Source organism: Rickettsia endosymbiont of Halotydeus destructor, from assembly GCF_049278075.1.
Lineage (GTDB): Bacteria > Pseudomonadota > Alphaproteobacteria > Rickettsiales > Rickettsiaceae > Rickettsia.
Genome location: NZ_JAPNPB010000003.1, coordinates 20102 through 44566, shown reverse-complemented (window position 1 = coordinate 44566; position 24465 = coordinate 20102). Strand labels below are relative to the sequence as shown.

Genomic DNA, 24465 nt, shown 5'->3' with positions numbered 1-24465 from the left:
TTTTTAGTAGTTTCAGAAATAAATTTAGAATCATAAAAAATATTTTTCTGGATTCCCGTTTTCACGGGAATGACATCGAACACGTTGCACTACTATACTTTTCTCAAAAATCGGTTTTTTATTTTTAATGCTATTAGTAAAGAAGGGATAGTAATAATAGTTGTAAAAGCAAAGAAATTTTGCCAGCCGAAATTTACTACTATATAGCCGGAAATAATCGGAAAAATTGCTCTTGAAAATCCCATCATAGAAGAGAAAAAAGAATATTGAGTAGCTCTAAACTTACCGTGGCAAAGCGAAGAAATAAATGCAATATAAGCTGTCATGGCCATACCTCCCGTGATGCTTTCTATACCTACCGTAATGAATAATAAAGAAAAGTTTTTGCCATATATTTCTAATGCTATGAATAAAATATGCGCTAATGAGTGGAGAATACCGAATAAAAATAGACTATCTAATATATTCTTTTTTTTCATCACAAAACTGGCTATTAAACCCCCGATTATAGCCCCTATTACGCCAAAAAATTTGCCGACGCTAGCTATTTCAATCGCATTATAACCTATGTGAATTAGAAACGGATTGATCATAACGTTAATAAAATTATCGGGTAGCCTATATAAAATTAGAAAGGTTATTATTAAAAAAATAAAGGAAAGTGATCCGATAGGTTTTAATATGCTTAATATAAAATTACCGACACCGGTAGAATAATTTTCTGAAGTATTATTTGCCGTAATATTAAAATCTTTGGTAAAGAAAATGAGAGGGATCAAATAAATAATTATCGATACGGCAAAAAATTTATATATTTCATTAAATGTTAAATAACTAGATAGGTAAATAGCACCTGAGCTAGAAAGCAGCATTCCGATTCGATAACCGAATATATATATCCCTGAGGCGGTTCCTTGAGCTTCTTTTGCTATTATTTCCGTTCTAAATGCGCTTAGAATAGTATCTTGCGCTGAACTTAAAAAAGAAATAATCAAAGCTACTAGAGCAAATAATAATAAGTTTTCAGTAGGATTTAGAAAACTTAAAATAAATATAGCAAATGTTAAAAAAATACCGATAAGGAAAAGCCAAGATAATCTATGACCGAATATTTTATTTAATCGTCCAAGTTGTACCGTGTCAAAAATCGGTGCCCATAAAAAATTAATAGAGTAGGGAAGAAGAATAAAAGAAAATATACCGATTAGTTGTAAATTAATATTTTCCTTAGCAAGCCAATAATTCAAAGTATTGCCGCTGATCATTAGCACAAAACCGCTGATAAAACCAAATAACGAAGCAATAAATAATTGAAAATTTCTTGCCATAAATAATTAAATTTTTAGATATTAGCTACGATATAATAATAAATCTATCCCTGCAAGGGTATACTTATCTTTTTTAAGATTGCTTTATTACCTTCGGGTAGTTATATTATTTTTTTTAAATAATAATAATAATGTTTTATATGAATCTTAAAAAATTTTTAACTATTAAGTTTTGCAGTAAGATATTATTGTTATTAATATTATTTCTTGTAATTCTAGGTTTATTTATTAGATATAAAAAAATAAATTATATTTTAACTCATGCAGAGGATGTCATTCCTTATAGTTATATGAAATTTTATAGTATAGCTAATGAAAATAGACTAATATTTGATCTAGCGCTTGAAGATTTAAATAAAAAAAACTTAAATAAAGATGACAAGAAAAAACTAGAAAAAATATGTAATTTTCATATTGAAGAAGGAGTAGAAAGATTAGAAGTAGCAAAAGGTTATGACTGTTTACTACGATTATATGCGAACGATAATTCTACATTAGTAGAAAAATATAAAGCGATAAAAAACGGTAGTCATGGTTTAGAGGCCTTGTATACTAAAAATGCTGCTTTAAATTTAGCAAAATTAATTATCACTGGTCACGAAAAAGAAGTAAAAGAGTTATTAAGTTTAGAAAATAGTGAAGACTTTTTAAAATATTTTACTGGCTATGCTTCTAGCGAAATACTTTTCTTAAAAAAACTAATTTCTCTAAATATACCTGAGCTCACGGCAAAAAGCTTGTATAGGCTCAGTTTAATTCATATTTTGGGGAGATCGTCTTTTAATGAGGAAGCTTTGCCTCCTAATTTTATTCTTGCGGCGAAAGAAGCAGAGCAGGTTATTAAGCTTACGAAAATTAAACAAGATAATATGTTTGATATAGCGTTAACTATTAATGACAAATTTGCGGAGCATGCAGCAGTAGTCATTGCTTCCGCTTTGCTTAATTCAGACTTAAATAGTTTCTATAGATTTCATATAATTATGGATCCGAATGATCCAGTACTACCAGAATCGCAAGAAAAATTAGCGACTATGAAATATATAAAAGATTACTCTATAGATTTTACTAGTTTTCCTGAAAACTTAATAGATAAACATTTGATACAAAAGAAGTTAAAATTTTCATCTAGTTGGCCGTTGCTAGTGCTTTATCGTTTATACTTAGATCAAATTTTTCCTAAATTAAATTCCATATTATATCTTGATTCAGATATAGTAATATTGCAAGATTTAACTTCTCTTAAAAAAATAAATATGGAAGATTATATTGCAGCGGGCGTTATAGATAATGGCTTAGTTCATGGCACAGGCGTTCAATATGAATGTAATAAAAGTATAAATGTTTTCTATAAAAATGGTGGCATAATGTTTTTTAATTTAGAAAATCTAAAAAAGAAAAAAGAAAAAGAAAAAGAATTTTTATTAAAGATATTAAATAAATCAAAATGTAATTTTTTCTTTCTAGATCAAGATTTATTTAATATTGCTTTTCATAATTATATATATCCTTTGTCAATAAGATGGAATTTTTCTACTTATTTTGATAATGTAAGTTTATATTTTTCTAATTTTATCTTGCATTATGCAGGCCCTCAAAAACCTTGGGATAAAAAAATAAAAGAGTTATGGAAATCTGACCCTAATAAATTAAGTGAAAATGTAAAAAATTACTGGCGGTACAGAGAGTTAACGCCATGGAAAAATTAATAATATATCGTACTAAATAAAAATTGATATTGTTGAGCGGCTCAATCTTACCACGTCATTGCGAGCGGGCATCGTTGCATGGATACCTCAACCGTCATTGCGAGCGACCAGCGAGAGCGCGGCAATCTAAAAAATAATAAATTTATAGCGTTTTTTGCTATTTTATTTTAGATTGCCACGTCGTTGCTATCGCAACTCCTCGCAATGACAATATCTATATTTAGTAAGTAACACTAGATTAATAATATATTTGTTGTTGACTTTAATAGTTAAGAGATTTAAAAGTTTATTTTACTCTTTATAAAGGGTTACAGTATAAAATAATGTTACCGGCAAAAACCATTCTTAATAAAATTCAAGAAATCATTTGGCCGATAGAAAAAGAAGAGCTGAAGCTTTTTTTGCCTATGGCCTTAATGATGCTTTGTATACTTTTTAATTTTGGAGCTCTACGTTCCATTAAAGACGCGCTTGTAGTCCCTTCCATGGGGGCAGAAGTTATTAGCTTCTTAAAATTATGGTTAGTTCTCCCTTCTTGTATTATTTTTACTATTTTATATGTTAAACTTAGCAATAAGTTTAATTTTGAATATATCTTTTACATTATAGTTAGTTGCTTTTTATTATTTTTCTTAATATTTGCTTATGTTATTTTTCCAAATCAAGATTTTTATCATCCAAATCCTGAATTAATAAATCGTTTAATTCTTTCTTATCCTAATTTTCAATGGTTCATCAAAATAGCTAGTAAGTGGAGCTATGCGGTGATGTATATTTTCTCCGAATTATGGAGTGCAGTAGTTATTAATTTAATGTTTTGGCAATTTGCCAACCATATTTTTGATACCAGCAACGCAAAAAGATTTTATCCTGTTCTCGGTATGGTTGGAAATGTCGGTCTTATACTTGCCGGAAATGTTTTAGTTGCTTTTTCGCAGGTGAAAGAAGTAATAGATTTTGATTTATTACCTACTTCTTTTACCCCGGAATATCAATCAGAAGCAATGCTAAAGCCTGTTATGTCGATAATAGTTATTGCGGGCATAACGGCAATGATATTATTCAGGGTAATTAACCGTTTTATTTTAACCGATGCGACACATACTCTTGATTTGAAAAAAGTAAAAGCTAAAACAAAAACATCACTTTCAGTGATGGATAGTCTTAAGTTAATAATTAAGTCGAAATATATTGGCCGTATAGCATTATTAATAATTTGTTACGGATTGCTTATTAATATAGTCGAAGGGCCATGGAAAGCTAAAGTAAAAGAACTTTATCCAAATACGATAGATTACGTTCATTTTATGGGCAAATTTAATATTTGGATGGGGTTATCGTGTGTTACATTTATGGTAATCGGTAGTAATATCCTCAGACGGCTTAGCTGGCTTATTGCTGCTTTATTAACGCCGCTTATGTTATTCATCACTGGCTTTTTATTCTTTATCTTTATAATCTTCCTGGATGAAATAGGGGCAGCTGTAGAAAATATTAATCTTTTATATGCGGCAGTACTGGTCGGCGGAATACAAAATATATTAAGTAAATCAGCAAAATATTCTTTATTTGATTCTACGAAAGAAATGGCTTACATTCCGTTATCTTTAGAGCTTAGGACTAAAGGAAAAGCTGCAGTTGAAGTTATCGGGACCAAATTTGGTAAGTCTCTCGGCGCATTTACTCAATCTTTAATATTTATAATAATTCCGAGCGCTACTTTTGACTCAATAATATTCTATTTATTAATAGTATTTATTGTTATAGTGGCCGTATGGCTATGGGATATAGTAAAGCTAAATCAAGAATATATTAAATTGTGTAAGTAATATTGTTAGGTTGATACCTCAAACGTCATTACGAGGAAGCGTTGTTGTGTGGAAGGAAAAAGCAGTGGTATGTGTCATTCCCACGTAGGCGTTTGCCCGCGTGGATCAGAATCGTTACAAAAACACCGTCATTGCGAGAAGGGACGTAGTCCCGACGTGGCAATCTAGACTTTCACCGTCATTGCGCCATGGAGCGAAGCAATCCAGATATTTTTTGTTTAGATTGTCGCGTCGCTACGCTCCTCGCAATGACGCGTGGGGTATATCCACGCGCGCAACACTGACACGGTATACCACTTTATATTGTAAGCATTTAAAATTATTATACCAATGAAAAAAAAGCTTAAGTTAATATTAGCTTTACTTGTAACACTTCTATTATCATATACTGCAATATGGTTTGCACTTCTTTTCTCTTTATCAAACTATATTAATAAGCAATATGCTAATCGTTATATTGATGCGAAAGAATTAAATATTAATGAACCGTATTTTATAAAATTCTCTAAAGTTAAACCTCAGGGTTTTCCTTTTAAATTTGCTATTAATATAATTAATTGGTCGGAAGAAAGTGCGACCAGAAAAATTGAAACTAATTTTCCTATTCATATCGGTTATGATTTATTAAAACAACATTTATTCTTGTCTTTCAGCGGAGAAGCAATAGGATGGCATAAACCTATAGAAAGAGGCTTTGGCGTAAAATATAATAATAAAGGAAATATTTTATCCGTTAAAATTCCTTTAAGTTTTCGATTATTTAAAATATTTTGGTATCAAAAAGATTTATTTGAAGTTGTCAATTTAATAAAAAACTTAAAATTTCAATCTGATAAAATAGAAATTTTTGACTTAGTCGATAATAAAAAACTTTATGAAGAAGATTATACGTTATTTTTTTTAGCCTTTAATAAAAGTAAATACTATTTAAATAAAGAAGATTTTTTGAATAATATACCGCAGAAGTTAGATATTACTTATTCAACTAAAATATTGGAAAGTAATCTTGTGGATAGAATAATACCCGCTGGATTATTATTCTATAGATTTGCGTGGCCGGAGAAATTTACTTTTGATAGTAAATTTTATATTGAGACTAAAACATCAAATTTTAACGATCTAGCTAAAGATTTAGCAATAAAAATAAATTATGCAAAAATTACGAGTAATAATTATGAGGCTTCCGCAAGCTTATTATATAAGGGTAAATTGGATGATTTAGGTAATAATAATATAGCTCTTAAAATTGATTCACAAATTAAGTTAAATCAAGGTTTTATAGAAAAATTATTAAATAATATAAAAACCTATAGTGAAATCTATAATAATAGGCAAGCATATTTATTAAATCTTACCGAACTTAAGGGGACCGAAGAAGAACTTATATATATAATTAACAATAAAGATAAGTTTGATTTCACTCCTCTTGAAAATCGTGGATATACATTTGCCTTGGATATAGATTTAATTACGCAATTAAATCAGGTGACCAGAGCGCAAATAAATAATTTAAGTTTATTCTCAGGTAATTCCGGCTTTAATTTAACTAATGAAACTACATTAAACATACTTAAAAAATCTGTGAGTAAAGGAATAGTAATATTTAATAATTATTGCAAAATAATAGATATGTTAAGTCCATATTTTTATAATTTAGGAAAATTTAAAGATTTTTCAGATGAGAGTAGAGTTGTACATAAAAGCGCTTTACAATCCTTTTTAAAAACTATCTCGGATCATCCTAATTCAACCTCAAATGATATAAGTTTTGAGTATGAATTGGATTTAGCTAATTTCAATAATTCTAAAATAGGAAAGATTGACGATATAAATAAAATTATACCATTATATTACTTATCTTTATATAAAAGTGCGATGAGAGAAGTTAAGCCAGGAGATAATATAAAAGAAAAAATGCAGGAGTTAATACCTGATTTCAATCAACATCAAAAAATATTAGAACAATTAATATTGCCGGAGTTTCAAGAGATTAATAAAAACCTTTGGCAAGAAATTATAAAATAAAGCATTCTAGATGTCATTCCTGGGAAGGCCTTGTTGCGGTGGATCGAAATCGTTACAAAGTGTACAGTGTCATGCCGTGGCTTGACCACGGTATCCAGTCTCTTTTTAAGGTTTTTTTCTGGATGCCGTGGTCAAGCCACGGCATGACACTGTACTTGCATTAACCTTAATACGATAATATGATCCACGCAACAATTCTTTCACGGGAAGGACATAACAAAAAATTAAAAAATAAGGTTTGAAAATTGGACATTATAGAAAAAATACAGCATGATTTGAAAGATGAGATCATTAAATTAAATATCTTAATTATTAGTTGTTTAAAAAGTGATGAAGAGTTAATTGAGTGCGTCGGAAAATATTTACTAGAAGCAGGGGGGAAAAGAATACGCCCCCTTCTTACTATTCTAACTAGCAAAATATTTGACTATCAAGGTGACGATCATATAAAGCTTGCCAGTGCTGTGGAATTTATCCATACCGCAACATTGCTACATGATGATGTGGTGGATGATAGCACTATGAGAAGATTTAAACCTACGGCAAATGTGATTTGGGGAAGTAAAACTAGTATTTTAGTTGGCGATTTTCTTTTCAGTCAATCTTTTAAATTAATGGTAGCTTCCGGTTCTGTTCCAGCTATGGAAATTTTAGCAAAAGCCTCAGCAATTATTTCTGAAGGAGAAGTAGCGCAGCTAGTAAAACTGAATGAACACCGAATTATTACGAAAGAAGAATATTATGAAATAGTTCGCTCGAAAACTGCTGAATTATTCGGTGCTTCCTGCGCAGTTGGCGCTGTTATTGCCGGGCAATCCGTTGCTATTTCTACTGTAATGCAGAATTTTGGTAAGTTATTAGGCAATATATTTCAAATTATCGATGATTTACTTGATTATTTAGGCAACAGTAAGCAAGTTGGGAAAAATATTGGGGATGACTTTCTAGAAGGAAAAGTTACGTTACCGCTAATTTTTTTATATGAAAAATTAGATGAAGTAGGCAAGTTAAGGCTTGAAAATATGATTAAAGCTGATAAGCGTACTAACGATGAATTTCAGGAAATACAAGTTTTAATAATAAAAAATAATATAAAAAAGCAAATTATAGATCATTTAAATATTTTAGAAAATGAGGCTAATAAATTGTTAGCACACATTACACCACAAAATATTTATAAAGACTATCTTTCTTCTCTTATTAAATTTATTGCAAATAGGTCGTATTAAAATCAGTTTTTGTAAATTCTTTTATTAATCAATATAATGGGACCAAAATTAAAACTTTTTTTAAGAGAAAATCTAGAATCCTGAGTTAACAAAATAATAATTCTTAATTCTTCTGACTGTATAAAACCAATAAAAGCAGTAATATCATTAATATAACTGAAGTGAAAATTAAGTCTTTTTAGCTCAATTACTCATGACGAAACAGCCTTTAAGACTTGATGCTAGAAAAAAATAAAGTTTCCTTGGTAATAGCTTCTATATCACCTTTTTGATTTCCAAAAAGTTATTTTATAAACAGCCTCTCCCTTATAAAAAGTTGCAATTACGCTTTCTTGCAATTCAGTTTTTTGTAGTTCGATCTTTTCAATAAAATTTTTTAGTTTTAGCAGTAATTTTATCCGTGACTATGCAAAAGCGGTAAAAGACAACAATAGCATTATTACGCTAAAAAATATGATAAAAAATTTATTTAAGTTGCTGCTCATAAATAATAAGTTATCAAATCAAAGCCTAAATCTATTTTTAACTAAAATAATAATTTTAAATTTTCCTCACATTATAAAACCAATAAAAAAATTTAAATAGCTTAATCATTCTATTTTTCAACGCAAAAATACTGCGTTGTGTCATATAAATTTTAGCTTTTTTAGTTAAAATTTTCCAACTCTTCTATTCGCGTAGGATATTTAGAATATTTCTTTATCCATCCATCTTTTCCATATAATTTCTCACATAGATTATCACTAATTTTGCCCAAAGAACGCTCATGATAATCTTCATCAAGCATAATTAATTGCATTTCTTCCTCATATTCTTGTAGCATAAGTAAGGTAGAATGTAGAGTTTTATCAATAGTTGTGGCTACTATAATTTTTAGAAGCTCTAATTGGTTAGGCATAAGTTCATTATATTCATTATTTACAATTTCCTCCATTCCTTTTAATACGCTATCGCGCACAAAATCAATATATATATTTCCAAATTTTTCTAATAATCTTTCTTTTCTCATAGTTTTACCTTTAATTGTTATTCCTACTTTTTATTATACTAGATATATGCTCTTGTAAAGTATATATTTATACAATCAAAATAAAAAATATTACTTTTCCTAAACTATCTAAAATCCTACATTATACTAACTAATTTTGTTTTCAGAACCTAAACCTTAAGTTTTGAATTTTCTATTATTTTATAATTTTGATAAATCAAGAGATTCTTTAATAACATAGCGCCATAGTTTATCTATGCCTTTAGTAATACCGATACGAGAGGTTATAGAAAAAGAAGGTTTAAGTCCTATATCACTTACGAAAAATTCAGGATTATTAATAAGATCATATTTATTATGAGAAATATTAATTCCTAAATATCGGCATAATTTACCCGGTCCATTGAGATATTGAGTTTCAGGAGTAACAATATGCGCACCTCTTATTAATACTGCAGCAGGGAAACCTTCCGTTTCGGTTACGAAATTTAAACAATAATACATTCCGTAAATTAAGTAAACATAACTATAGCCCGCCGGACCAAACATAATATCCGTTCTTTTAGTTCTGCCCCTTGCAGCATGACAGGCGGGATCATCCTGACCGATATAACTTTCTGTTTCGGTAATAATAGCCGTCTTACCTTGGAAATATAGGGCTTTACCAATTAGCTCCTGGCTCACTATATTGGTATCACGAGCGAAAAACTCGCGTGGCAAGGGGACTAAATTCATTATACTCCTAGCTAAAAGCAATTTTGTGTTATAGTTCCTATGTCATTCCTAGCTAAAAGCAGAAACTCAGAGAATACTTATACTCGTCATTGCGAGAAGCGTAGTGACGTGTCAATCTCTCTTAAATTTTATTAGATTGCTTCGTCGGCATAAATACCTCCTCGCAATGACGAAGGTAGAAAAGTCTAGATTCCCGCTTTCGCGGGAATGACATCGAGATTTTTTTAAAAATTTTCCAGTACTATGATTTTGACCTGGAACGGCATCATATCCACCATCGCAAAATGGTTGGCATTTGATTATTCGTTTAAAAGTTAGCCATAATCCTTTCATATTGCCGTGCAGTGTTACAGCCTCTTTAGCATATTCGGAGCAAGTAGGGTAGAAACGACAATTATTGCCGAGTAACGGTGATATAAAAAATTGATAAAATTTAATTATAAGTAATAAGAGCTTAGTCATTTTGAAGTTTATTTATTATTTCTTCCATTTTTTCTGCGGTTAAATCCTCAAAATAGTCATCGTTAATTTGTACAACGGGAGCGTTTACGCAAGCTCCTAAACATTCTATTTCTACTAAACTAAACTTTTTATCTGGCGTTACTTCACCGCATTTAATTTTTAGTGTTCGCTCGCAAGCTTCAACTATTTGATCGCTACCACGAAGCCAGCAAGGTGTAGTAGTACATATTTGAATATGATGTTTGCCGACAGGCTTTAAATTAAACATAGTATAAAAGCTTGCTACTTCGTAAGCGCGCATATAAGGCATATCAAGTAAGTTTGCGACATATTCTATAGTAGCGTTAGGAAGCCAGCCGCCTATTTGACGTTGAGCAAGATCAAGCAGGGGTAAAATAGCACTTCTTTTGCCTTCCGCCGGATATTTTTTTATAATATCCTCTGCTAAATTTAAATTTTTCTTATCAAATGTGAAATTTATAATTTTTGTAGTCATATATTTATAATAAATAGGTTAATGTCATTCCGTTGATCGCAGGAATCCAGCATAAAGCGAGATAAATCGAGCTTTTAATTTTAAAAATTTGCCGTATTATATTTTTTCCTGGATTCCTGCGATCAACGGAATGACATAGGAATCATTTAAAAAGTTCCAGGGCTACGATCAGAAAACTATTCAACTAAATCCTTCCAGTCGGGATTAGTTTTTTCTATCAATTCTATTTTCCAGCTACGTTTCCATTTTTTTAAGTTTTTCTCTCTTGTAAGTGCTTCTTTGATATCAGCAAATTCTTCTGTATAAACAAGCTTTATAATATTATATTTTGAAGTAAAACCTTTTATTGTTTTTTGTCTATGTTCATAAGCACGACGTATTATATTATTAGTAATACCAATATATAAGGTACCATTGCGATCAGAGCATAATATATATACCCAATATGTTTTCATTTTTTAGTTTATTTTCTAGATTCCTGCTTTTAGCTAAGAATGACATAAGAATCTTTCTAATATTTATAATAACTACTATCTATCAATCTCGCCAAATACAATATCAAGCGTAGCAATAATAGCCACTATGTCAGCCATCAAGTGACCTTTCGCCATAAAATCAAGTCCTTGAAGGTGAGCGAAGCCTGGAGCTTTAATTCGGCATCGATATGGTCTGTTACTGCCATCAGAATATAAATATACACCAAACTCGCCTTTTGGAGCTTCCACTGCTTTGTAAGTTTCTCCTTTTGGTACGTCGTAACCTTCAGTGTAAAGCTTAAAATGATGAATCATGGCTTCCATAGATTCTTTCATTTTAGCACGCGAGGGCGGTGCAATTTTAGAGTCATTAGTTTTAATTTCCCCTTGCGGCATTTTTTCAATACATTGCTTAATTATTCTCAATGATTGATATATTTCTTCAACACGAACAAAATATCGATCATAACAATCGCCTGATTTGCCGATAGGGATATCGAAATCCATTTCATCATAAATATCGTAAGGGTTTGATTTACGTAAATCCCAAGCAATTCCTGATCCTCTAAGCATTGGGCCGGAAAATCCCCAATCCATAGCTTCTTTCTGTGAAACAACACCGATATCGACTAATCTTTGCTTCCATAACCTATTGTTATTCAGTAATGTTTCGACGTCTTGCAAGCGGGCAGGGAACTGCTCTATAAAAATAGCGATATCTTCTAATAAGCGATCTGGTAAATCCTGTGCAACACCCCCTGGTCTAAAATAATTGGCATGCATGCGAGAACCTGAAACACGCTCGTAAAATTCCATAATTTTCTCACGTTCCTCAAACAGCCATAATAAAGGAGTAGTCGCCCCGACGTCTAACGCTTGACTACCGATATTTAAAGTGTGATTCAGAATGCGGGTAAGTTCAGAAAACATAACTCTAATAAACTGTGCACGCCGTGGCACATCGCAGCCAAGTAGCGACTCAACTGCTAAAGCAAAAGCATGTTCTTGACACATTGGGGACACATAATCCAGCCGATCAAAGTAAGGTATGGCTTGCAGATAAGTTTTGTGCTCAATTAATTTTTCAGTACCCCGATGTAACAAACCGATATGAGGGTCGGCTAGATTTACTACTTCGCCATCCATTTCTAAAATTAGCCGCAACACTCCATGCGTTGCCGGATGCTGAGGGCCAAGATTTAAAGTTATAGTTTTGGGGTTATCGGTCATAATAAATGTATTATTTTAAAATTATTTTTTTTTAATCCTGAACAATACCTAATACCTGTAAAGCATCGTCTATCTCAAAATAATCAGCTGGTAAAGGATTAGAATGGTAAAAATCATATTTAGGAGAATTTTCACCTACCAGCATAACGCAACGCTCATTTGTATTGAAGCCATTAATTATTTCCAATATATTCTTATAAGTATCATTATTATTGCCCATTTTTATTTGATCAAAAATAATACCCCGAACTATATCTGATTCCTTACTATTTTCTGTACCGGGATTACCAAATACAGTAGATATTTCCCATTTATCATCCTTACTTGTATCGTTATATTCTATAAATGAACGATTTGAAGGAATAATTACTATATGCTTTAAAGTGTTTGTAACAGAACTAAAAATTACATAAGGTGTTTCTAGTTCCTTGAAAATGTTAAAAGATTCTTGATCCACTCCAGCTTCTACATCTTTAAGAAGTATAAAATTAATTGGCACACCTTTTTTTTTGACATTCTTAATTGCGTCTTTGAAAGAAATCATAGTGCCTTTGATTATATTAATGTTAGTAAAGTTTTTTATTAATTCTATTTCTGGATTCCTGCTTTCGCAGGAATGACATTGGTTGTCTTCTCATCACCCGGTAACACGTAACTCGGACCTTGCCAAGGTGAAGAAAAATCAAATTCTCGATACTCTATATCAAGTTTGACAGGTTCATATATCACTTTTTGTAAAGTTTCATCATACTTAACTTGCGTATAACCTGTTAACGGAAAATCTTTACGTAATGGATGTCCTTCAAAGCCATAATCGGTTAAGATACGCCGCATATCATGGCTATTTTCAAAACTTATACCGAACATGTCAAATATTTCACGCTCATACCAACAGGCAGCATTAAATATTTTAGTTATAGAAAGCGGAGTTTCATTCTCGGCAACAGCAATTTTTAGCAATAAACGCCTATTTAATTTTAAACTTAGTAGGTTATAAACTACTTCAAATCTTCTAGCACGCTCCGGAAAATCTGCACCGAATAAATCAGTTAAGATAGTAAAACGTAAATCTTCCGACTCTTTTAAAATCGTTAGAAATGATAATAAATTATTAGCCTCTATTTTATACGCTATAAAATCTTTTACCTTTATAGGTTGTGCATTGATATTATGCTTAGCTATAAGTTTATTAATAATTTCTACTGAATCATTCATATTTTCTGCCGTCATACTTAAAGCCCGTAGTACGCTTAATCTTTTTTTGTAACTGCATTAATCCGTAAATTAAAGCTTCGGCAGTCGGCGGGCAACCGGGAACATATACGTCAACCGGTACGATTCGGTCACAACCACGCACTACCGCATAGGAAAAATGATAATACCCGCCGCCATTGGCACAGCTTCCCATAGATAAAACCCATTTAGGTTCAGCCATTTGGTCGTATACTTTGCGCAGTGCCGGAGCCATTTTGTTAGTTAAAGTGCCTGCAACTATCATTAAATCAGCTTGCCGCGGACTCGGTCTAAATAACATCCCGAAACGATCCATATCATAGCGACTAGCTGCTGCCTGCATCATCTCAACCGCACAGCAAGCAAGCCCGAAAGTCATTGGCCACAAAGAATTTGCTCGTGCCCAACCGACTACGTCATCAACCGTAGTTAATAAAAAACCACGATTAGAAAGCTCTTCGCTAATTAATTCGTTTTCTGCCTGAAAATTATTTTTCATATAATTTTTAATTCCGAAAGTTGACATGTCCCTGTGCGATGCATAGTTCATCGAGTATACTCAAATGATTTTAAGAATTAAATTTTATTTTGAGGGACGACTGCACGGAATGTACACTTAGTACATGAGTACAGGAGTTCTCGATAAAATGAAAGAGTAATTCTTAAAATCATTTGAGTATATGATTATTCCCATTCCAGAGCTCCTTTCCTCCACTCATATATGAATCCTATAATAAGCACAAAGAGGAAAAACATCATTGAGAAAAAACCTATTTTACCGATTTTTCCAAGAGTTAAAGCCCATGGAATTAAAAACGTCACTTCAAGGTCAAAAATAATAAATAAAATAGCGACTAAATAAAAACGTATATCGAATTTAGCTCGTGCATCGCTAAAAGGTTCAAAGCCGCATTCATATGGCTCTAATTTATCTTTATTATATTTTTTATTAGCTAATAAATTCGGTAAAATCATTATTAACGTTGAGATTAATACCGCGATACCAAAAAAAACGCTGATCGGTAAATATTCCTGTAAAATTTTTGATTCTTGCAACATTATATTGTTTATATTTTGGTAGCTATGTTTTGGTATTTTTTGTACGATTTCCTTCATCGTCATTGCGAGCAACTGCAAGGAGCAGAGTAATCTAGAAAATAATAATTTTCATAACATTTTTTACTATTTTTTAGATTGCCACGTCGATTTTTCAAATCTCCTCGCAATGATGAGGTACAATTGCTCTACGCAACGGTGCCTACCCGGGGAAGGACATCGAAAATTCGAGCTAGCAACAATGACATCTATGAATTTTATATTTCCCTAGATTATATCAATCAATCTTAATTATCAATTATTATATCAGGTTTGACTAGTAACTTCATTAAGATCAATACCCAAATGCTGACGGCTACCCACCATACTTGCCAAATACTATAAGAAATCATACCAATAATATAATAATTTATAAAACAGGCATAGGAAATAGAACGATAGTTTATTGGTAAATTATTAATTTGTTTAAGATATTTATAAACTAAAGCTAAAAATAATAGAAATCCAATCAAACCCGTTTCAAGAATAATTTGTAGTATGTTATTATGAGGGTGCAAAGGCAAAGGATGCCATGCCATATTATTATATTTTATTATTTCATTATCCTTCACCTCTATATATTTTGAAGAAGCAAATCCATATCCAAAAATTGGTTTTTCTACAATTTTATCGGCAACAAAATGCCAGATAAATAGTCGATGTTTTGCTGAGTCCTGAATAGCTGTAGAATATTTTTCTGATATATATTGTGGATTTATATTACTCATAATCATTGGAATTGATAATGAGCCGGCTATTAAGCTTATAGTTATTAACCGAAAAAATATTTTTTTTATTATTTTGCTAATTAAAAATGTTAATCCTCCAACTAAAAAACCTAGAAAACTTGCTAAGCTATCAGAGATAAACAGTAAATAAAGCACTGATGCGTAAAATAATAAGGAAATAAAAGTTTTTCTATAAGAAATTAAGATTGCTATTATTACCCATGCAGTGATTGCGAGTAATGCGCAACCTCGATCTAGCATAAAAAGGTTAAAACTTTGTGTAGAAGAAGGCTGAAAAATAGCACGAAAAAATTTAGTTATTAAACCATTAGTCAGATATTCAATAAAAAATAAAATTATTGCTAAAAGAAATCCGCTTATAAGGTAGCATTTAATAGTTTGGTTATTATAAAATATAGATTTATTTAGGTGGTTATTAACAATAAAACCTAGAAATAACACCGAAAAAACTTGTAAAAAAGTTAGTAAACTATTTATAGGATTAATGGCGTAGGAGCATGATATAAAACACCAGCTAGTAAATAATAATTCTAATTTATAGTTAATGAAAAATTGAAATGTTATTTTATCTCTTATAGAAAATAAAATAATTATTAGAAAAATAGGTATGGTAGCTGCAAGTGATAATCCACCTATTATACCGATAGCAGGAATTAAAAATATTAAGCCAAAAATTAAATAATTATACATATCAATATCTTACAGGCAATCTTTAGCGAAAATCTCATAAATTGGATGTTCAAAAGTGGAGAGTGAGATACTGCTACTTAGCATCCATCCTTGAAAAAGTAATTTGGGGTCTTCATCAATTTTATATTCAGTAATTGTTAATAATAAATAATTGTCTTCTTTATAAGGATCAAGGTTTTTAATACATTTATGTAGTTTAATTTTTATATTACTAAAATATTTTTCTTCACCAGTTTTAAAAATTAACTCCTGCGAAGCGGCAGTAATTTTGTTTAAAGCAATAATTTTGCCCTGCTGATAATTTTTTAATTCCGCATTATTATTAAGCTCAATATTATCGGAACTAGGTAAAGTATTCTCAATATTAGGAGTAAAATCCCCACTTTCAGTATCTTCGGTAGTATAAAAAGATTCTATATCAATATCCGTATTTTCAGCATGTACTAAGCTAGTAAAACCTAGCAGGATAGCAAAAACTAAAATAATTTTAGGTAATATCATAAGTCGTAATATATTTTTTAAAAATTATACAGCATCACCGATTAATCACAACAAAGTTTTATGTTAATCTGCTTACAAATATAAAAAAACATAAATATCAATGCCTTACTCGAAAGATCTACTAAATGCTGTATTACGTCAAGATTTTCATAGTTTTATTATTAAAGTTTTTAATACTATTAATCCAGGCGTAGAATACCGTCTAAATTGGCATACCGAGCTAATTAGCAATTATTTACAGGCAGTGCAAAACGGCGATATTAAACGTTTAATAATTAATGTACCGCCAAGGTCTCTAAAATCATTGTGTATTAGCGTTGCCTGGGCAGCCTGGATACTAGGGCATGATCCAACTAAAAGAATTATGACTGCTAGCTATTCGCAAATATTAAGTATTAAACATTCTTTAGATTGCCGGTTTGTTTTATCCTCTAATTGGTATAAGCAACTTTTTCCGGATACTATTTTAAGCAAAGAACATAACCAAAAAAGTAAATTTTTAACTACAGTTAACGGTTTCAGATTTGCGACTTCCATTGGAGGTTCAGCAACAGGTGAGGGCGGGGATATTTTAATTATCGATGATCCTCATAACCCTGGCCAAATAAATTCTTATAAAATGCGTAAAAAAGTAATTGAGTGGTTTGAACAGGTTTTTGTAACCAGACTGAATAATAGAAATGCTGGAGCAATAATATTAGTTATGCAAAGATTACATGAGGAAGATTTAACCGGCTATCTTTTAGCAAATTCTAATTCCTGGTATCATTTAAAAATTCCGGCCATCGCTGATAAAGATTATTTTTTTAATTTAACAATAGATAGACAAATAAAAGAATATCAATACCTTAGTGGCAGTATATTAGATAATTTTAAAGATTCTCCGAGTGAGCTAATTAAATTAGAGGAAGAAATAGGTAGCTCTAATTACTCAGCGCAATATTTACAACAACCTCTACCTAAAGGGTCTTCACTGCTTAATATTGAAGATATTAGTTTTTATGATTTTTTACCGGAAAAGTTTGACTATTTTATTCAGAGCTGGGATACGGCCATTAAAATTTCAGAAAATTCCGATTATAGCGTTTGTACCATTTGGGGAATTCTGGATAAAAAATACTATCTTGTTACAATGATGCGAAAAAAACTTGCCTACCCTGAACTTAAAAATTTAGTAGAGAAATTAGCGGAGCAATATAATCCACGATATATATTAATTGAAGATAAAGCCAGCGGGCAACAAATACTTCAGGACTTACGAAGCTTTAGCGATAATATACGTATAATCGGTATAAAACCGAAGCTTGATAAAATTACCAGATTTGCGTCGGTAGTACCATTATTTCAAGCATCTAAGGTTTTAATCCCTAAGCAGTCAACATTAAATAATACAATTTTGAAAGAACTATTATATTTTCCACATGTGAAAAATGACGATATTGTAGATTCTATTAGCCAATTTTTAAATTTTGTTAAAGAGTTATCATTAAAACCAGTAGCGAGGATTAGGGAGTTGTAGTTATATAGATACTTGAAACGTCCTCGGTGTCTCATTCCCGCGAAAGCGGGAAGCCAGAAAATTATAGTCATCCTGAATTTATTTCAGGATCTAATTACAAAAAGATGCTGAAACAAGTTCAGCATGACAAAGTAAAGCCTGGGTTCCCGTTTTCACGGGAATGACATCAAAAATTTGAGCCCTGCAACAAAGCTCGCCGCAGCTAGGAATAACATCCTCAAAGTTCGTATAGTACAAGCCGCGGTATCTCAAGCTTATTTACCAAAAATCTTAAAAATAAACACTAGCTCATCGGCTGCTTCTTTGAGATAGTCAAAACGACCTGATGCACCTTGATGTCCAAATTCCATGTTGGTTTTTAACAGTAAAATATTATCATCTGTTTTAGAGTCTCGCAGCCTAGCAACCCACTTTGCTGCTTCCCAGTAACCTACACGTGGGTCAGATAGACCGCAAATTACAAATAGAGCAGGGTAGTTTTGTGGCTTAACGTTATCATAAGGAGAATAGGATTTGATATAATTAAAATATTCTAGCTCTTTAGGATTTCCCCATTCCTTATATTCCAGAAGAGTTAGCGGCAAACTCTCATCTAACATAGTGTTTAACACGTCAACAAACGGCACGTGAGCAATAGCAACTTTATAAAGCTCTGGCTTTTCATTAATAACATAACCGATTAACATTCCCCCGGCACTTCCGCCGGCTATCACTATATTACCTTTACTAGTATATTTTTCTTTAATTAATGTTTCGGTAGCCCTAATAAAATCTTCAAATGTTCTTTTTTTATTTAAGAATTTAGCTGCTTCATACCAATCATGACCAAGATCGTCACCACCTCTAATATGAGCAAGTGCATAAACAAACCCACGATCAGCAATGGAAATAGCGGTATTTCTAAATGCAGCGGGCATATTAATACCGTAAGAGCCGTAACCGTATAAATATAAAGGATTTGAACCATCTTTTTTAAACAAGGATTTTTTATACAATAACGTAATCGGAACACGTACATTTTCGTTATCGGCAAATATTCGCTCTACTTGATATTCATCTGGATTAAAACCACTGGGAATTTCCTGTACTTTCAATATCGATAATTTATCATTATTAAAATCGTAACTATAAGTAGTAGCGGGTCTCGCTAGTGAAGAGTAATTTACTCTAATATCGTCTTCGTCGAAATTTGTGGAATAGCTACTAGCTTCAAAAGCGCTATCGGGAAAATGAATATTATTTTCTGTGCTATCTTTAAGGTTTTTGACTTTAATTAATGGTAAGCCCTGATCACGATAATTTAATATCAAATAATTATTAGTGATATCGAAGCTTTTTAAATACTTATCTTTCTCTTCCTTAATATAGTTATCATCCCAATTGATATTTTCAAGATTATCTATTTTTACTCTGGTGATTCGGAAATTTTTAGCACCTAAATTGGTTTTGATATAAAAATAATCACCGTTATGATCGATATCGTAAAATATGTTATTTTGAGCAGCTCGCAGTAATTTTGGGGTAAAGCTTGCATCTTGCATTGAAATTATATAAACCTCATCTTCATTATGATCACCGGAATGAATAAAAATATACTTCCGACTTGAAGATTTTCCGGTACTAACAAAATGCAAGGGATTTTTTACATGAAATATTAATTTATCATTATCTGGGTTTTCACCAAGGCGGTGAAACATAATTTTATCCGGACGCTGTTTTTCGTTAATCGTAACGTAGAAGAAACCGTTTAATTTTTCATGCCAAGTTATAGCTCCGCTAATGCCTTTTATTTCGTCGGGTAAGTATTTTTGGGCTTTAAGATCGAATATTCTAATATCGTATTTCTCATCACCATTAAAATCAACACTATAAGCCATGAGATTTTGATCAGGAGATATAGCAACTGAACCTACTTGCGTAAATTTATTATTCTTAGCTAGAAGATTAACATCTAATATTATTTCTTCTTGCGCTTGTAGGGTGCCGTGCTTTCTGCAATATATCGGATAATTCTTATCAGCTTCTGTTTTATGGTAATAATAATAATTTTCTTTTTTAGTGTAAGTAGATATATCATCTAATTTGATACGAGATTTTAATTCTTCAAAAATCTTTTCTTTCTCATTTTGTAAATCAGCAAAGAAATTCTTGGTGTATTTATTTTCTTCTTTTAAATATTCCAAAATCTTTGGATCTTGTACCTCTGGCCATTTAGGGTCACGTAACCAATGATAATCATCGCTAATTTTCTGTCCGTGAATGTCAAAGCTAAAGGATTGTTTATCGGCTATTGGTGGTTTCATAATTTTCTCAGTATTAGAGTTGGTAAAAGAAGGGAAATTTAATAAAAAAATTATAAAAGAGCTATAAAATAATTTCATATCATAAAAGTTACAATCAAACTAATTAATAAAAATACTACCATAAATATACTAGCTTGCTGGTTATGGAAAGCAGTTATTTTATGTAAAATATTTTGTATGAAAGGTTTTAAGTAAGAATATTGCTGTGCTTCTTCCTGCTCAATATTTTCTTTCTTATATTTATCGGCAAGGTATCTTATAGTTATCTCGCTTAATTGAAATAAATCAAGATTAATAGATTTTGTTGAAAATCTTGGAATTTTTCTAAATATTAAGACGGAGATTACTGAAGCTATTATGATAATTATTTGCTTTACTATTTCGGGTTTCTGTATCTCCAATATTTGTAGAGGATAACCTTGCCAAGTAATTAATAATATTTGCGGTAATAGTAAGCAAATAGTTAAGGTAGTAATAAGGAAAATAAGAAGAATAAAATTTACCGGGAATTTTACAGAATTAGTTGAGGGTTTTGATAAAAACCCATGTTCTAAAAATATTGAAAATAATATTATACAGCTAGATATTTTTAAAAAGAGTACAGCATAATAACCGATATTATCTTCTATTAAATTCATTAGAGCAATTTTGGTAGTAAAACTAGCAAATATCGGCAGACCAGCAGCTATTGATATACCAACTATTAAACTAATTAATAATATGGGATGTTGTAATAATGAAATATTTTTAAGTTCGGAATAATTTTTTATATTTTGTGAATCGGTAATTACGGCGATATATATAGCGAGTAAGCCGTTATATAATATATGGATAAAGAGAAAACCGGTAACGGCATAGGCTAACATATTAGAGTTTATACTAATAGCTATTACTATAAAACCAAGCTGAGCAATATTAAGATAACATAATAATCTTTTGAGGTTTTGCTCAATTAAAGCATATATCATGCCGTATATAATCATTGCTATGCCAAAAAATTTAAGAATAGCAAGACCACTAAATAACTTAAGCAATATTATTGCCCCAACCTTGCTAGTGAAGCTAATTAAATATATAAAACTGGAACTGGAAACAGCAGGATAGCAGTTGACCATCCAGCCGTTAAAAAACACACAACCGATATTGATTAAACAGCCGATAAGTATCAATATTGCAGGTAAGTCATAATTGCTAGCTAATTCAGTTAAGGATATAATTTTTATATCGTTAGTTTTAGCAATTATAAAGCTAATCCCAATAAGAATTAAACCGCTACTGAATAGATGAGTAAGGAAATATTGCCTTGCAAATTTCATGCTGTTTGCACGGTCGCCGTAAAAAATAAGCACACAGGCAAATATAGTCATGAATTCGAGGAAGATAACCATAGAAATAAAATCACCTGCAAATAAGCAGGTAAGCGAAGATAGGCAATATAAACTACCTATTAAAGCTTCAGTTTTTCTATTTTGACTAACTGCGTATAGACCAGTTACTACCGCAATAATTAAAAATGCCAGCGCTATTAATTTATTTTGCGGACTGAAATCGAAGATAAGAGTAAAACTAGTTAGGGGAAATGATAGTAGATTATTTTGGATAAACATCTTAATCTTTCAAAGAGACTGTTATTACTTCTAGCCCCTGAATTTTTTTAAAATCTTTTACATTCAAAGTAAGTATAGGATAACCGTTTGCGATTGCCGATGTAGCAATTAGCATGTCATTAGTATCAAGAGTTATTCTTTCTTTATATAAATTATGGATGATTTTTGAGTATATTCGTGCTTCTTCTCCTCCAAAAGGTAATATAATAAGTGAAGCTAATATATGCTCAATAAAAGCTAAACGTTTTATACGTCTATTTTCATTATCAGCTCTATCGACACCTATTAATAATTCTGTTAATGTAATAGGACTAATATATCCTTGTTCATATGCTTCCCATACTTCAGGATTTAATTTACCTTTTTCTAAAGCTATAATTATAGAGGTATCAATTATTAATCCCATTTATTATCCTTTTTAAAGTCGTATTTTTGTCGTGCTTTATAAATATCTTTTATAAATTGATCTGCATCATCAGGATCAAGTTTAGGAGCATTTTTAAAAAAATCCCCTAGAGTTTTTGTCGGTATAGAAGGTTTATTTTCTATGGGCGAAATTCTTGCTACTATATTATGTCCTTTTTGAATATCAAAACTTTCTCCTTTATAATAAACCCTGTTCATAATATCTGAAAAAGAACGTACTAGTTCCGTTGCTCTAATAACTTGTGCCATATTGTTTCTCCATAAAAATCATATAATAATATTATCAGATAATTTGATTATCCACAATAATTATATAATATATGCTAGAAATTCCTTGAGTAAGATTTGGATAAAATAAAATAATGTTATTGCTAACGAACAGGTAATCAGACTTAATTGCATAGAGTATGGCAGTTTTTTTGTTGCCTCTGCCTGCTCTTCTAATCGTGGTTTATAGATATAACTCAGTATTTTTATAAGATAAAGAGCCGAGAATATACTGCTAATTACTATAACTGTCATTACTAGGATTTGATCTTGTTCGGCAGCTGCAAGGAGTATCGAGAATTTACTAATAAAGCCGCTGAAAATTGGGATTCCTATTAATGATAGCGAAGCAATAAATATGATAAAAGATATTTTCGGTAGCTCCTTGCTTACGCCGACTAAATCCTGCACCTGATTAGTTTTTTTCAAGCTATAAATACTTCCCATGCTATAAAATAAACAAATTTTAGTAAACGAATGGGAAACAAGATGTAACGTTGCGGCTCCTAATGCTTTTGGGGTAAGCATAAATGCGCTAAGCAAAGCTAAGCCTAATTGATTCATAGTTGAGTAAGCAAGAATTTTCTTAATATTATCCGTCCCTAGCGCTTTGAATGAACTGTAAAATATGGTTATTATTGGAAAAAATAATAGCCAGTTAAAAGGTGTAAATATTGATTGTAGATACGACAAACCGAATATGTATATCAAAATTTTATAAATACAGAACAGACCGGTTTTAACTATCACCACGGCATGTAGCAGGCTACTCACGGGATAATGAGCGACCATAGCCGCCGGCAGCCATGAATGTACAGGATATAAAGCTGCTTTCGCTATGCCGAAAATAAACATTAACAGCAAAATAATGGATTCATTTTTAGAAAAATAATCTCTTATGAATCCTCCGCTTGTAAAATCTCCACCGCCTGTTTTAGCATAAATTATTAATATGGCAGGTAGAAATAATAACATCGCTGAAATCATCAGAATTTTTAAATATTTATATAAACCGGTTATAACGTTAGTCGAGGTGGAATGACCGATAAGAAAAGCAGTAGATAAAGTTAGAAGTTCATAAAAAATAAACATTGTGAAAAGGTTAGCCGATAAAGCAATAAAAACGCCGGCAAGTATACTTGTATTAAAGAAGAATAGAAACCTGTCCGAATCTTTAATATTATTAATTGCTAAATATTTTGGCGTGTAAAGTAGAGCGCATATCCATAAAAACCCAAGTAAACTAAGAAAAATAAGCCCCAAAGGCTCAAGATACAAGCCTATGGAATAATTGCCCGATATATGAAATGTAATATTAGTTCTTATGCCTTTCAAAAATAACCAATCGATAATTAAAATATTACCGAAGAAAAAAATACTCACTGCAATTAGTAAAAAATTACGAATAAAGCTATCTTCTTTAGTAACAAAAGGAATAATTAAATTTAACATACCGACCAATAATGTCGAAAATATCAAAAGGTTAGGTACGGCAAATAATTCAATCATGGTTGTTGTTTTTAATATTAACGTCATTGCGAACGACTGCAAGGAGCGTGGCAATCTGG

22 protein-coding genes and 1 pseudogene are annotated in these 24465 nt (G+C 31.2%); 5 read left to right on the top strand and 18 right to left on the bottom strand.

The features are described from left to right. Nucleotides 1–92: 92 nt before the first annotated feature. Nucleotides 93–1328 carry an AmpG family muropeptide MFS transporter gene (locus tag OTR29_RS03835; RefSeq protein ID WP_422229344.1) on the bottom strand — a complete coding sequence of 412 codons (1236 nt, stop codon included), beginning with the start codon at nt 1326–1328 and terminating at the stop codon, nt 93–95. A gap of 131 nt (nt 1329–1459) precedes the next feature. Here OTR29_RS03835 and OTR29_RS03830 point away from each other — a divergent pair, with 131 nt between their 5' ends. From OTR29_RS03830 to OTR29_RS03815, 4 genes are all read left to right on the top strand, one after another. Continuing rightward, nucleotides 1460–3037, top strand: coding sequence for a glycosyltransferase family 8 protein (locus OTR29_RS03830; protein WP_422229343.1), 1578 nt, complete (start codon nt 1460–1462; stop codon nt 3035–3037). A gap of 323 nt (nt 3038–3360) precedes the next feature. After that, complete coding sequence (locus OTR29_RS03825) at nt 3361–4866, top strand: Npt1/Npt2 family nucleotide transporter (protein ID WP_422229342.1); 1506 nt, start codon at nt 3361–3363, stop codon at nt 4864–4866. Nucleotides 4867–5196: 330 nt separating this feature from the next. Further along, complete coding sequence (locus OTR29_RS03820) at nt 5197–6891, top strand: hypothetical protein (RefSeq protein ID WP_422229341.1); 1695 nt, start codon at nt 5197–5199, stop codon at nt 6889–6891. A gap of 245 nt (nt 6892–7136) precedes the next feature. After that, complete coding sequence (locus OTR29_RS03815) at nt 7137–8120, top strand: polyprenyl synthetase family protein (protein ID WP_422229340.1); 984 nt, start codon at nt 7137–7139, stop codon at nt 8118–8120. 646 nt (nt 8121–8766) lie between these two features. Here OTR29_RS03815 and OTR29_RS03810 read toward each other — a convergent pair. The 12 genes and pseudogenes from OTR29_RS03810 to OTR29_RS03755 form a co-directional block, all read right to left on the bottom strand. Further along, nucleotides 8767–9129: a hypothetical protein gene (locus OTR29_RS03810; protein WP_422229339.1), complete on the bottom strand. Its 363-nt coding sequence runs from the start codon at nt 9127–9129 to the stop codon at nt 8767–8769. 180 nt (nt 9130–9309) lie between these two features. Further along, a complete protein-coding gene (locus tag OTR29_RS03805; RefSeq protein WP_422229338.1) occupies nt 9310–9843 on the bottom strand; it encodes a DNA-3-methyladenine glycosylase in 534 nt (177 codons plus the stop codon). 255 nt (nt 9844–10098) lie between these two features. After that, nucleotides 10099–10305: pseudogene (gene yidD, locus OTR29_RS03800) on the bottom strand (membrane protein insertion efficiency factor YidD); the annotation flags it as partial. Then, the gene (gene nuoE / locus OTR29_RS03795) at nt 10298–10801 is read right to left on the bottom strand and encodes an NADH-quinone oxidoreductase subunit NuoE (protein ID WP_422229337.1); all 504 of its coding nucleotides are present in this window, start codon (nt 10799–10801) and stop codon (nt 10298–10300) included. The gene nuoE and the pseudogene yidD, both read right to left, overlap by 8 nt. Before the next feature lie 176 nt (nt 10802–10977). Next, on the bottom strand, nt 10978–11256 hold the full coding sequence (locus OTR29_RS03790) for a GIY-YIG nuclease family protein (protein WP_422229336.1): 279 nt from the start codon (nt 11254–11256) through the stop codon (nt 10978–10980). Between the two features lie 75 nt (nt 11257–11331). Then, complete coding sequence (nuoD, locus tag OTR29_RS03785; RefSeq protein WP_422229335.1) at nt 11332–12507, bottom strand: NADH dehydrogenase (quinone) subunit D; 1176 nt, start codon at nt 12505–12507, stop codon at nt 11332–11334. Nucleotides 12508–12538: 31 nt separating this feature from the next. Further along, nucleotides 12539–13051 (bottom strand): hypothetical protein, encoded by a 513-nt coding sequence (locus OTR29_RS03780; protein ID WP_422229334.1) that lies wholly within the window; start codon nt 13049–13051, stop codon nt 12539–12541. Between the two features lie 44 nt (nt 13052–13095). Beyond that, entirely contained in the window at nt 13096–13722 is a 627-nt protein-coding gene (locus tag OTR29_RS03775; protein ID WP_422229509.1) for an NADH-quinone oxidoreductase subunit C, read from the bottom strand. Then, nucleotides 13715–14239 (bottom strand): NuoB/complex I 20 kDa subunit family protein, encoded by a 525-nt coding sequence (locus tag OTR29_RS03770; RefSeq protein WP_422229333.1) that lies wholly within the window; start codon nt 14237–14239, stop codon nt 13715–13717. Before OTR29_RS03770 ends, OTR29_RS03775 begins: the two co-directional genes overlap by 8 nt. Nucleotides 14240–14424: 185 nt before the next feature. Continuing rightward, complete coding sequence (locus OTR29_RS03765; RefSeq protein ID WP_422229332.1) at nt 14425–14799, bottom strand: NADH-quinone oxidoreductase subunit A; 375 nt, start codon at nt 14797–14799, stop codon at nt 14425–14427. A gap of 284 nt (nt 14800–15083) precedes the next feature. Then, entirely contained in the window at nt 15084–16274 is a 1191-nt protein-coding gene (locus OTR29_RS03760) for an O-antigen ligase family protein (protein ID WP_422229331.1), read from the bottom strand. A 9-nt stretch (nt 16275–16283) separates the two neighbouring features. After that, the gene (locus OTR29_RS03755) at nt 16284–16775 is read right to left on the bottom strand and encodes a DUF2155 domain-containing protein (protein WP_422229330.1); all 492 of its coding nucleotides are present in this window, start codon (nt 16773–16775) and stop codon (nt 16284–16286) included. 100 nt (nt 16776–16875) lie between these two features. On the opposite strand from OTR29_RS03755, the gene terL reads away from it, so the two are divergent. Further along, nucleotides 16876–18294: a phage terminase large subunit gene (gene terL, locus OTR29_RS03750; RefSeq protein ID WP_422229329.1), complete on the top strand. Its 1419-nt coding sequence runs from the start codon at nt 16876–16878 to the stop codon at nt 18292–18294. 254 nt (nt 18295–18548) lie between these two features. Here the strand turns inward: terL and OTR29_RS03745 are convergent, their stop codons facing one another. The 5 genes from OTR29_RS03745 to OTR29_RS03725 form a co-directional block, all read right to left on the bottom strand. Continuing rightward, a complete protein-coding gene (locus OTR29_RS03745) occupies nt 18549–20597 on the bottom strand; it encodes a S9 family peptidase (protein ID WP_422229328.1) in 2049 nt (682 codons plus the stop codon). Between the two features lie 74 nt (nt 20598–20671). Further along, entirely contained in the window at nt 20672–22204 is a 1533-nt protein-coding gene (locus OTR29_RS03740; RefSeq protein ID WP_422229327.1) for a proton-conducting transporter transmembrane domain-containing protein, read from the bottom strand. Between the two features lies 1 nt (nt 22205). Next, a complete protein-coding gene (locus OTR29_RS03735; RefSeq protein WP_422229326.1) occupies nt 22206–22610 on the bottom strand; it encodes a PIN domain-containing protein in 405 nt (134 codons plus the stop codon). Beyond that, complete coding sequence (locus OTR29_RS03730) at nt 22601–22879, bottom strand: antitoxin (RefSeq protein WP_422229325.1); 279 nt, start codon at nt 22877–22879, stop codon at nt 22601–22603. Before OTR29_RS03730 ends, OTR29_RS03735 begins: the two co-directional genes overlap by 10 nt. Nucleotides 22880–22939: 60 nt before the next feature. Further along, nucleotides 22940–24406, bottom strand: a complete 1467-nt coding sequence (locus OTR29_RS03725) for a proton-conducting transporter transmembrane domain-containing protein (protein WP_422229507.1) — start codon at nt 24404–24406, stop codon at nt 22940–22942. Nucleotides 24407–24465 lie beyond the last annotated feature (59 nt).

Excerpts from the sequence above, each read along its gene's own strand:
- OTR29_RS03740 (WP_422229327.1), bottom strand. The coding sequence starts at position 22,204 with ATGTTTATCCAAAATAATCTACTATCATTTCCCCTAACTAGTTTTACT.
- OTR29_RS03735 (WP_422229326.1), bottom strand. The coding sequence starts at position 22,610 with ATGGGATTAATAATTGATACCTCTATAATTATAGCTTTAGAAAAAGGT.
- OTR29_RS03805 (WP_422229338.1), bottom strand. The coding sequence starts at position 9,843 with ATGAATTTAGTCCCCTTGCCACGCGAGTTTTTCGCTCGTGATACCAAT.
- nuoD (WP_422229335.1), bottom strand. The coding sequence starts at position 12,507 with ATGACCGATAACCCCAAAACTATAACTTTAAATCTTGGCCCTCAGCAT.
- nuoE (WP_422229337.1), bottom strand. The coding sequence starts at position 10,801 with ATGACTACAAAAATTATAAATTTCACATTTGATAAGAAAAATTTAAAT.
- OTR29_RS03775 (WP_422229509.1), bottom strand. The coding sequence starts at position 13,722 with ATGAATGATTCAGTAGAAATTATTAATAAACTTATAGCTAAGCATAAT.
- OTR29_RS03810 (WP_422229339.1), bottom strand. The coding sequence starts at position 9,129 with ATGAGAAAAGAAAGATTATTAGAAAAATTTGGAAATATATATATTGAT.
- OTR29_RS03830 (WP_422229343.1), top strand. The coding sequence starts at position 1,460 with ATGTTTTATATGAATCTTAAAAAATTTTTAACTATTAAGTTTTGCAGT.
- terL (WP_422229329.1), top strand. The coding sequence starts at position 16,876 with ATGCCTTACTCGAAAGATCTACTAAATGCTGTATTACGTCAAGATTTT.
- OTR29_RS03725 (WP_422229507.1), bottom strand. The coding sequence starts at position 24,406 with ATGATTGAATTATTTGCCGTACCTAACCTTTTGATATTTTCGACATTA.
- OTR29_RS03765 (WP_422229332.1), bottom strand. The coding sequence starts at position 14,799 with ATGTTGCAAGAATCAAAAATTTTACAGGAATATTTACCGATCAGCGTT.
- OTR29_RS03780 (WP_422229334.1), bottom strand. The coding sequence starts at position 13,051 with ATGATTTCTTTCAAAGACGCAATTAAGAATGTCAAAAAAAAAGGTGTG.
- OTR29_RS03820 (WP_422229341.1), top strand. The coding sequence starts at position 5,197 with ATGAAAAAAAAGCTTAAGTTAATATTAGCTTTACTTGTAACACTTCTA.
- OTR29_RS03770 (WP_422229333.1), bottom strand. The coding sequence starts at position 14,239 with ATGAAAAATAATTTTCAGGCAGAAAACGAATTAATTAGCGAAGAGCTT.
- OTR29_RS03730 (WP_422229325.1), bottom strand. The coding sequence starts at position 22,879 with ATGGCACAAGTTATTAGAGCAACGGAACTAGTACGTTCTTTTTCAGAT.
- OTR29_RS03835 (WP_422229344.1), bottom strand. The coding sequence starts at position 1,328 with ATGGCAAGAAATTTTCAATTATTTATTGCTTCGTTATTTGGTTTTATC.
- OTR29_RS03755 (WP_422229330.1), bottom strand. The coding sequence starts at position 16,775 with ATGATATTACCTAAAATTATTTTAGTTTTTGCTATCCTGCTAGGTTTT.
- OTR29_RS03760 (WP_422229331.1), bottom strand. The coding sequence starts at position 16,274 with ATGTATAATTATTTAATTTTTGGCTTAATATTTTTAATTCCTGCTATC.
- OTR29_RS03790 (WP_422229336.1), bottom strand. The coding sequence starts at position 11,256 with ATGAAAACATATTGGGTATATATATTATGCTCTGATCGCAATGGTACC.
- OTR29_RS03745 (WP_422229328.1), bottom strand. The coding sequence starts at position 20,597 with ATGAAACCACCAATAGCCGATAAACAATCCTTTAGCTTTGACATTCAC.
- OTR29_RS03825 (WP_422229342.1), top strand. The coding sequence starts at position 3,361 with ATGTTACCGGCAAAAACCATTCTTAATAAAATTCAAGAAATCATTTGG.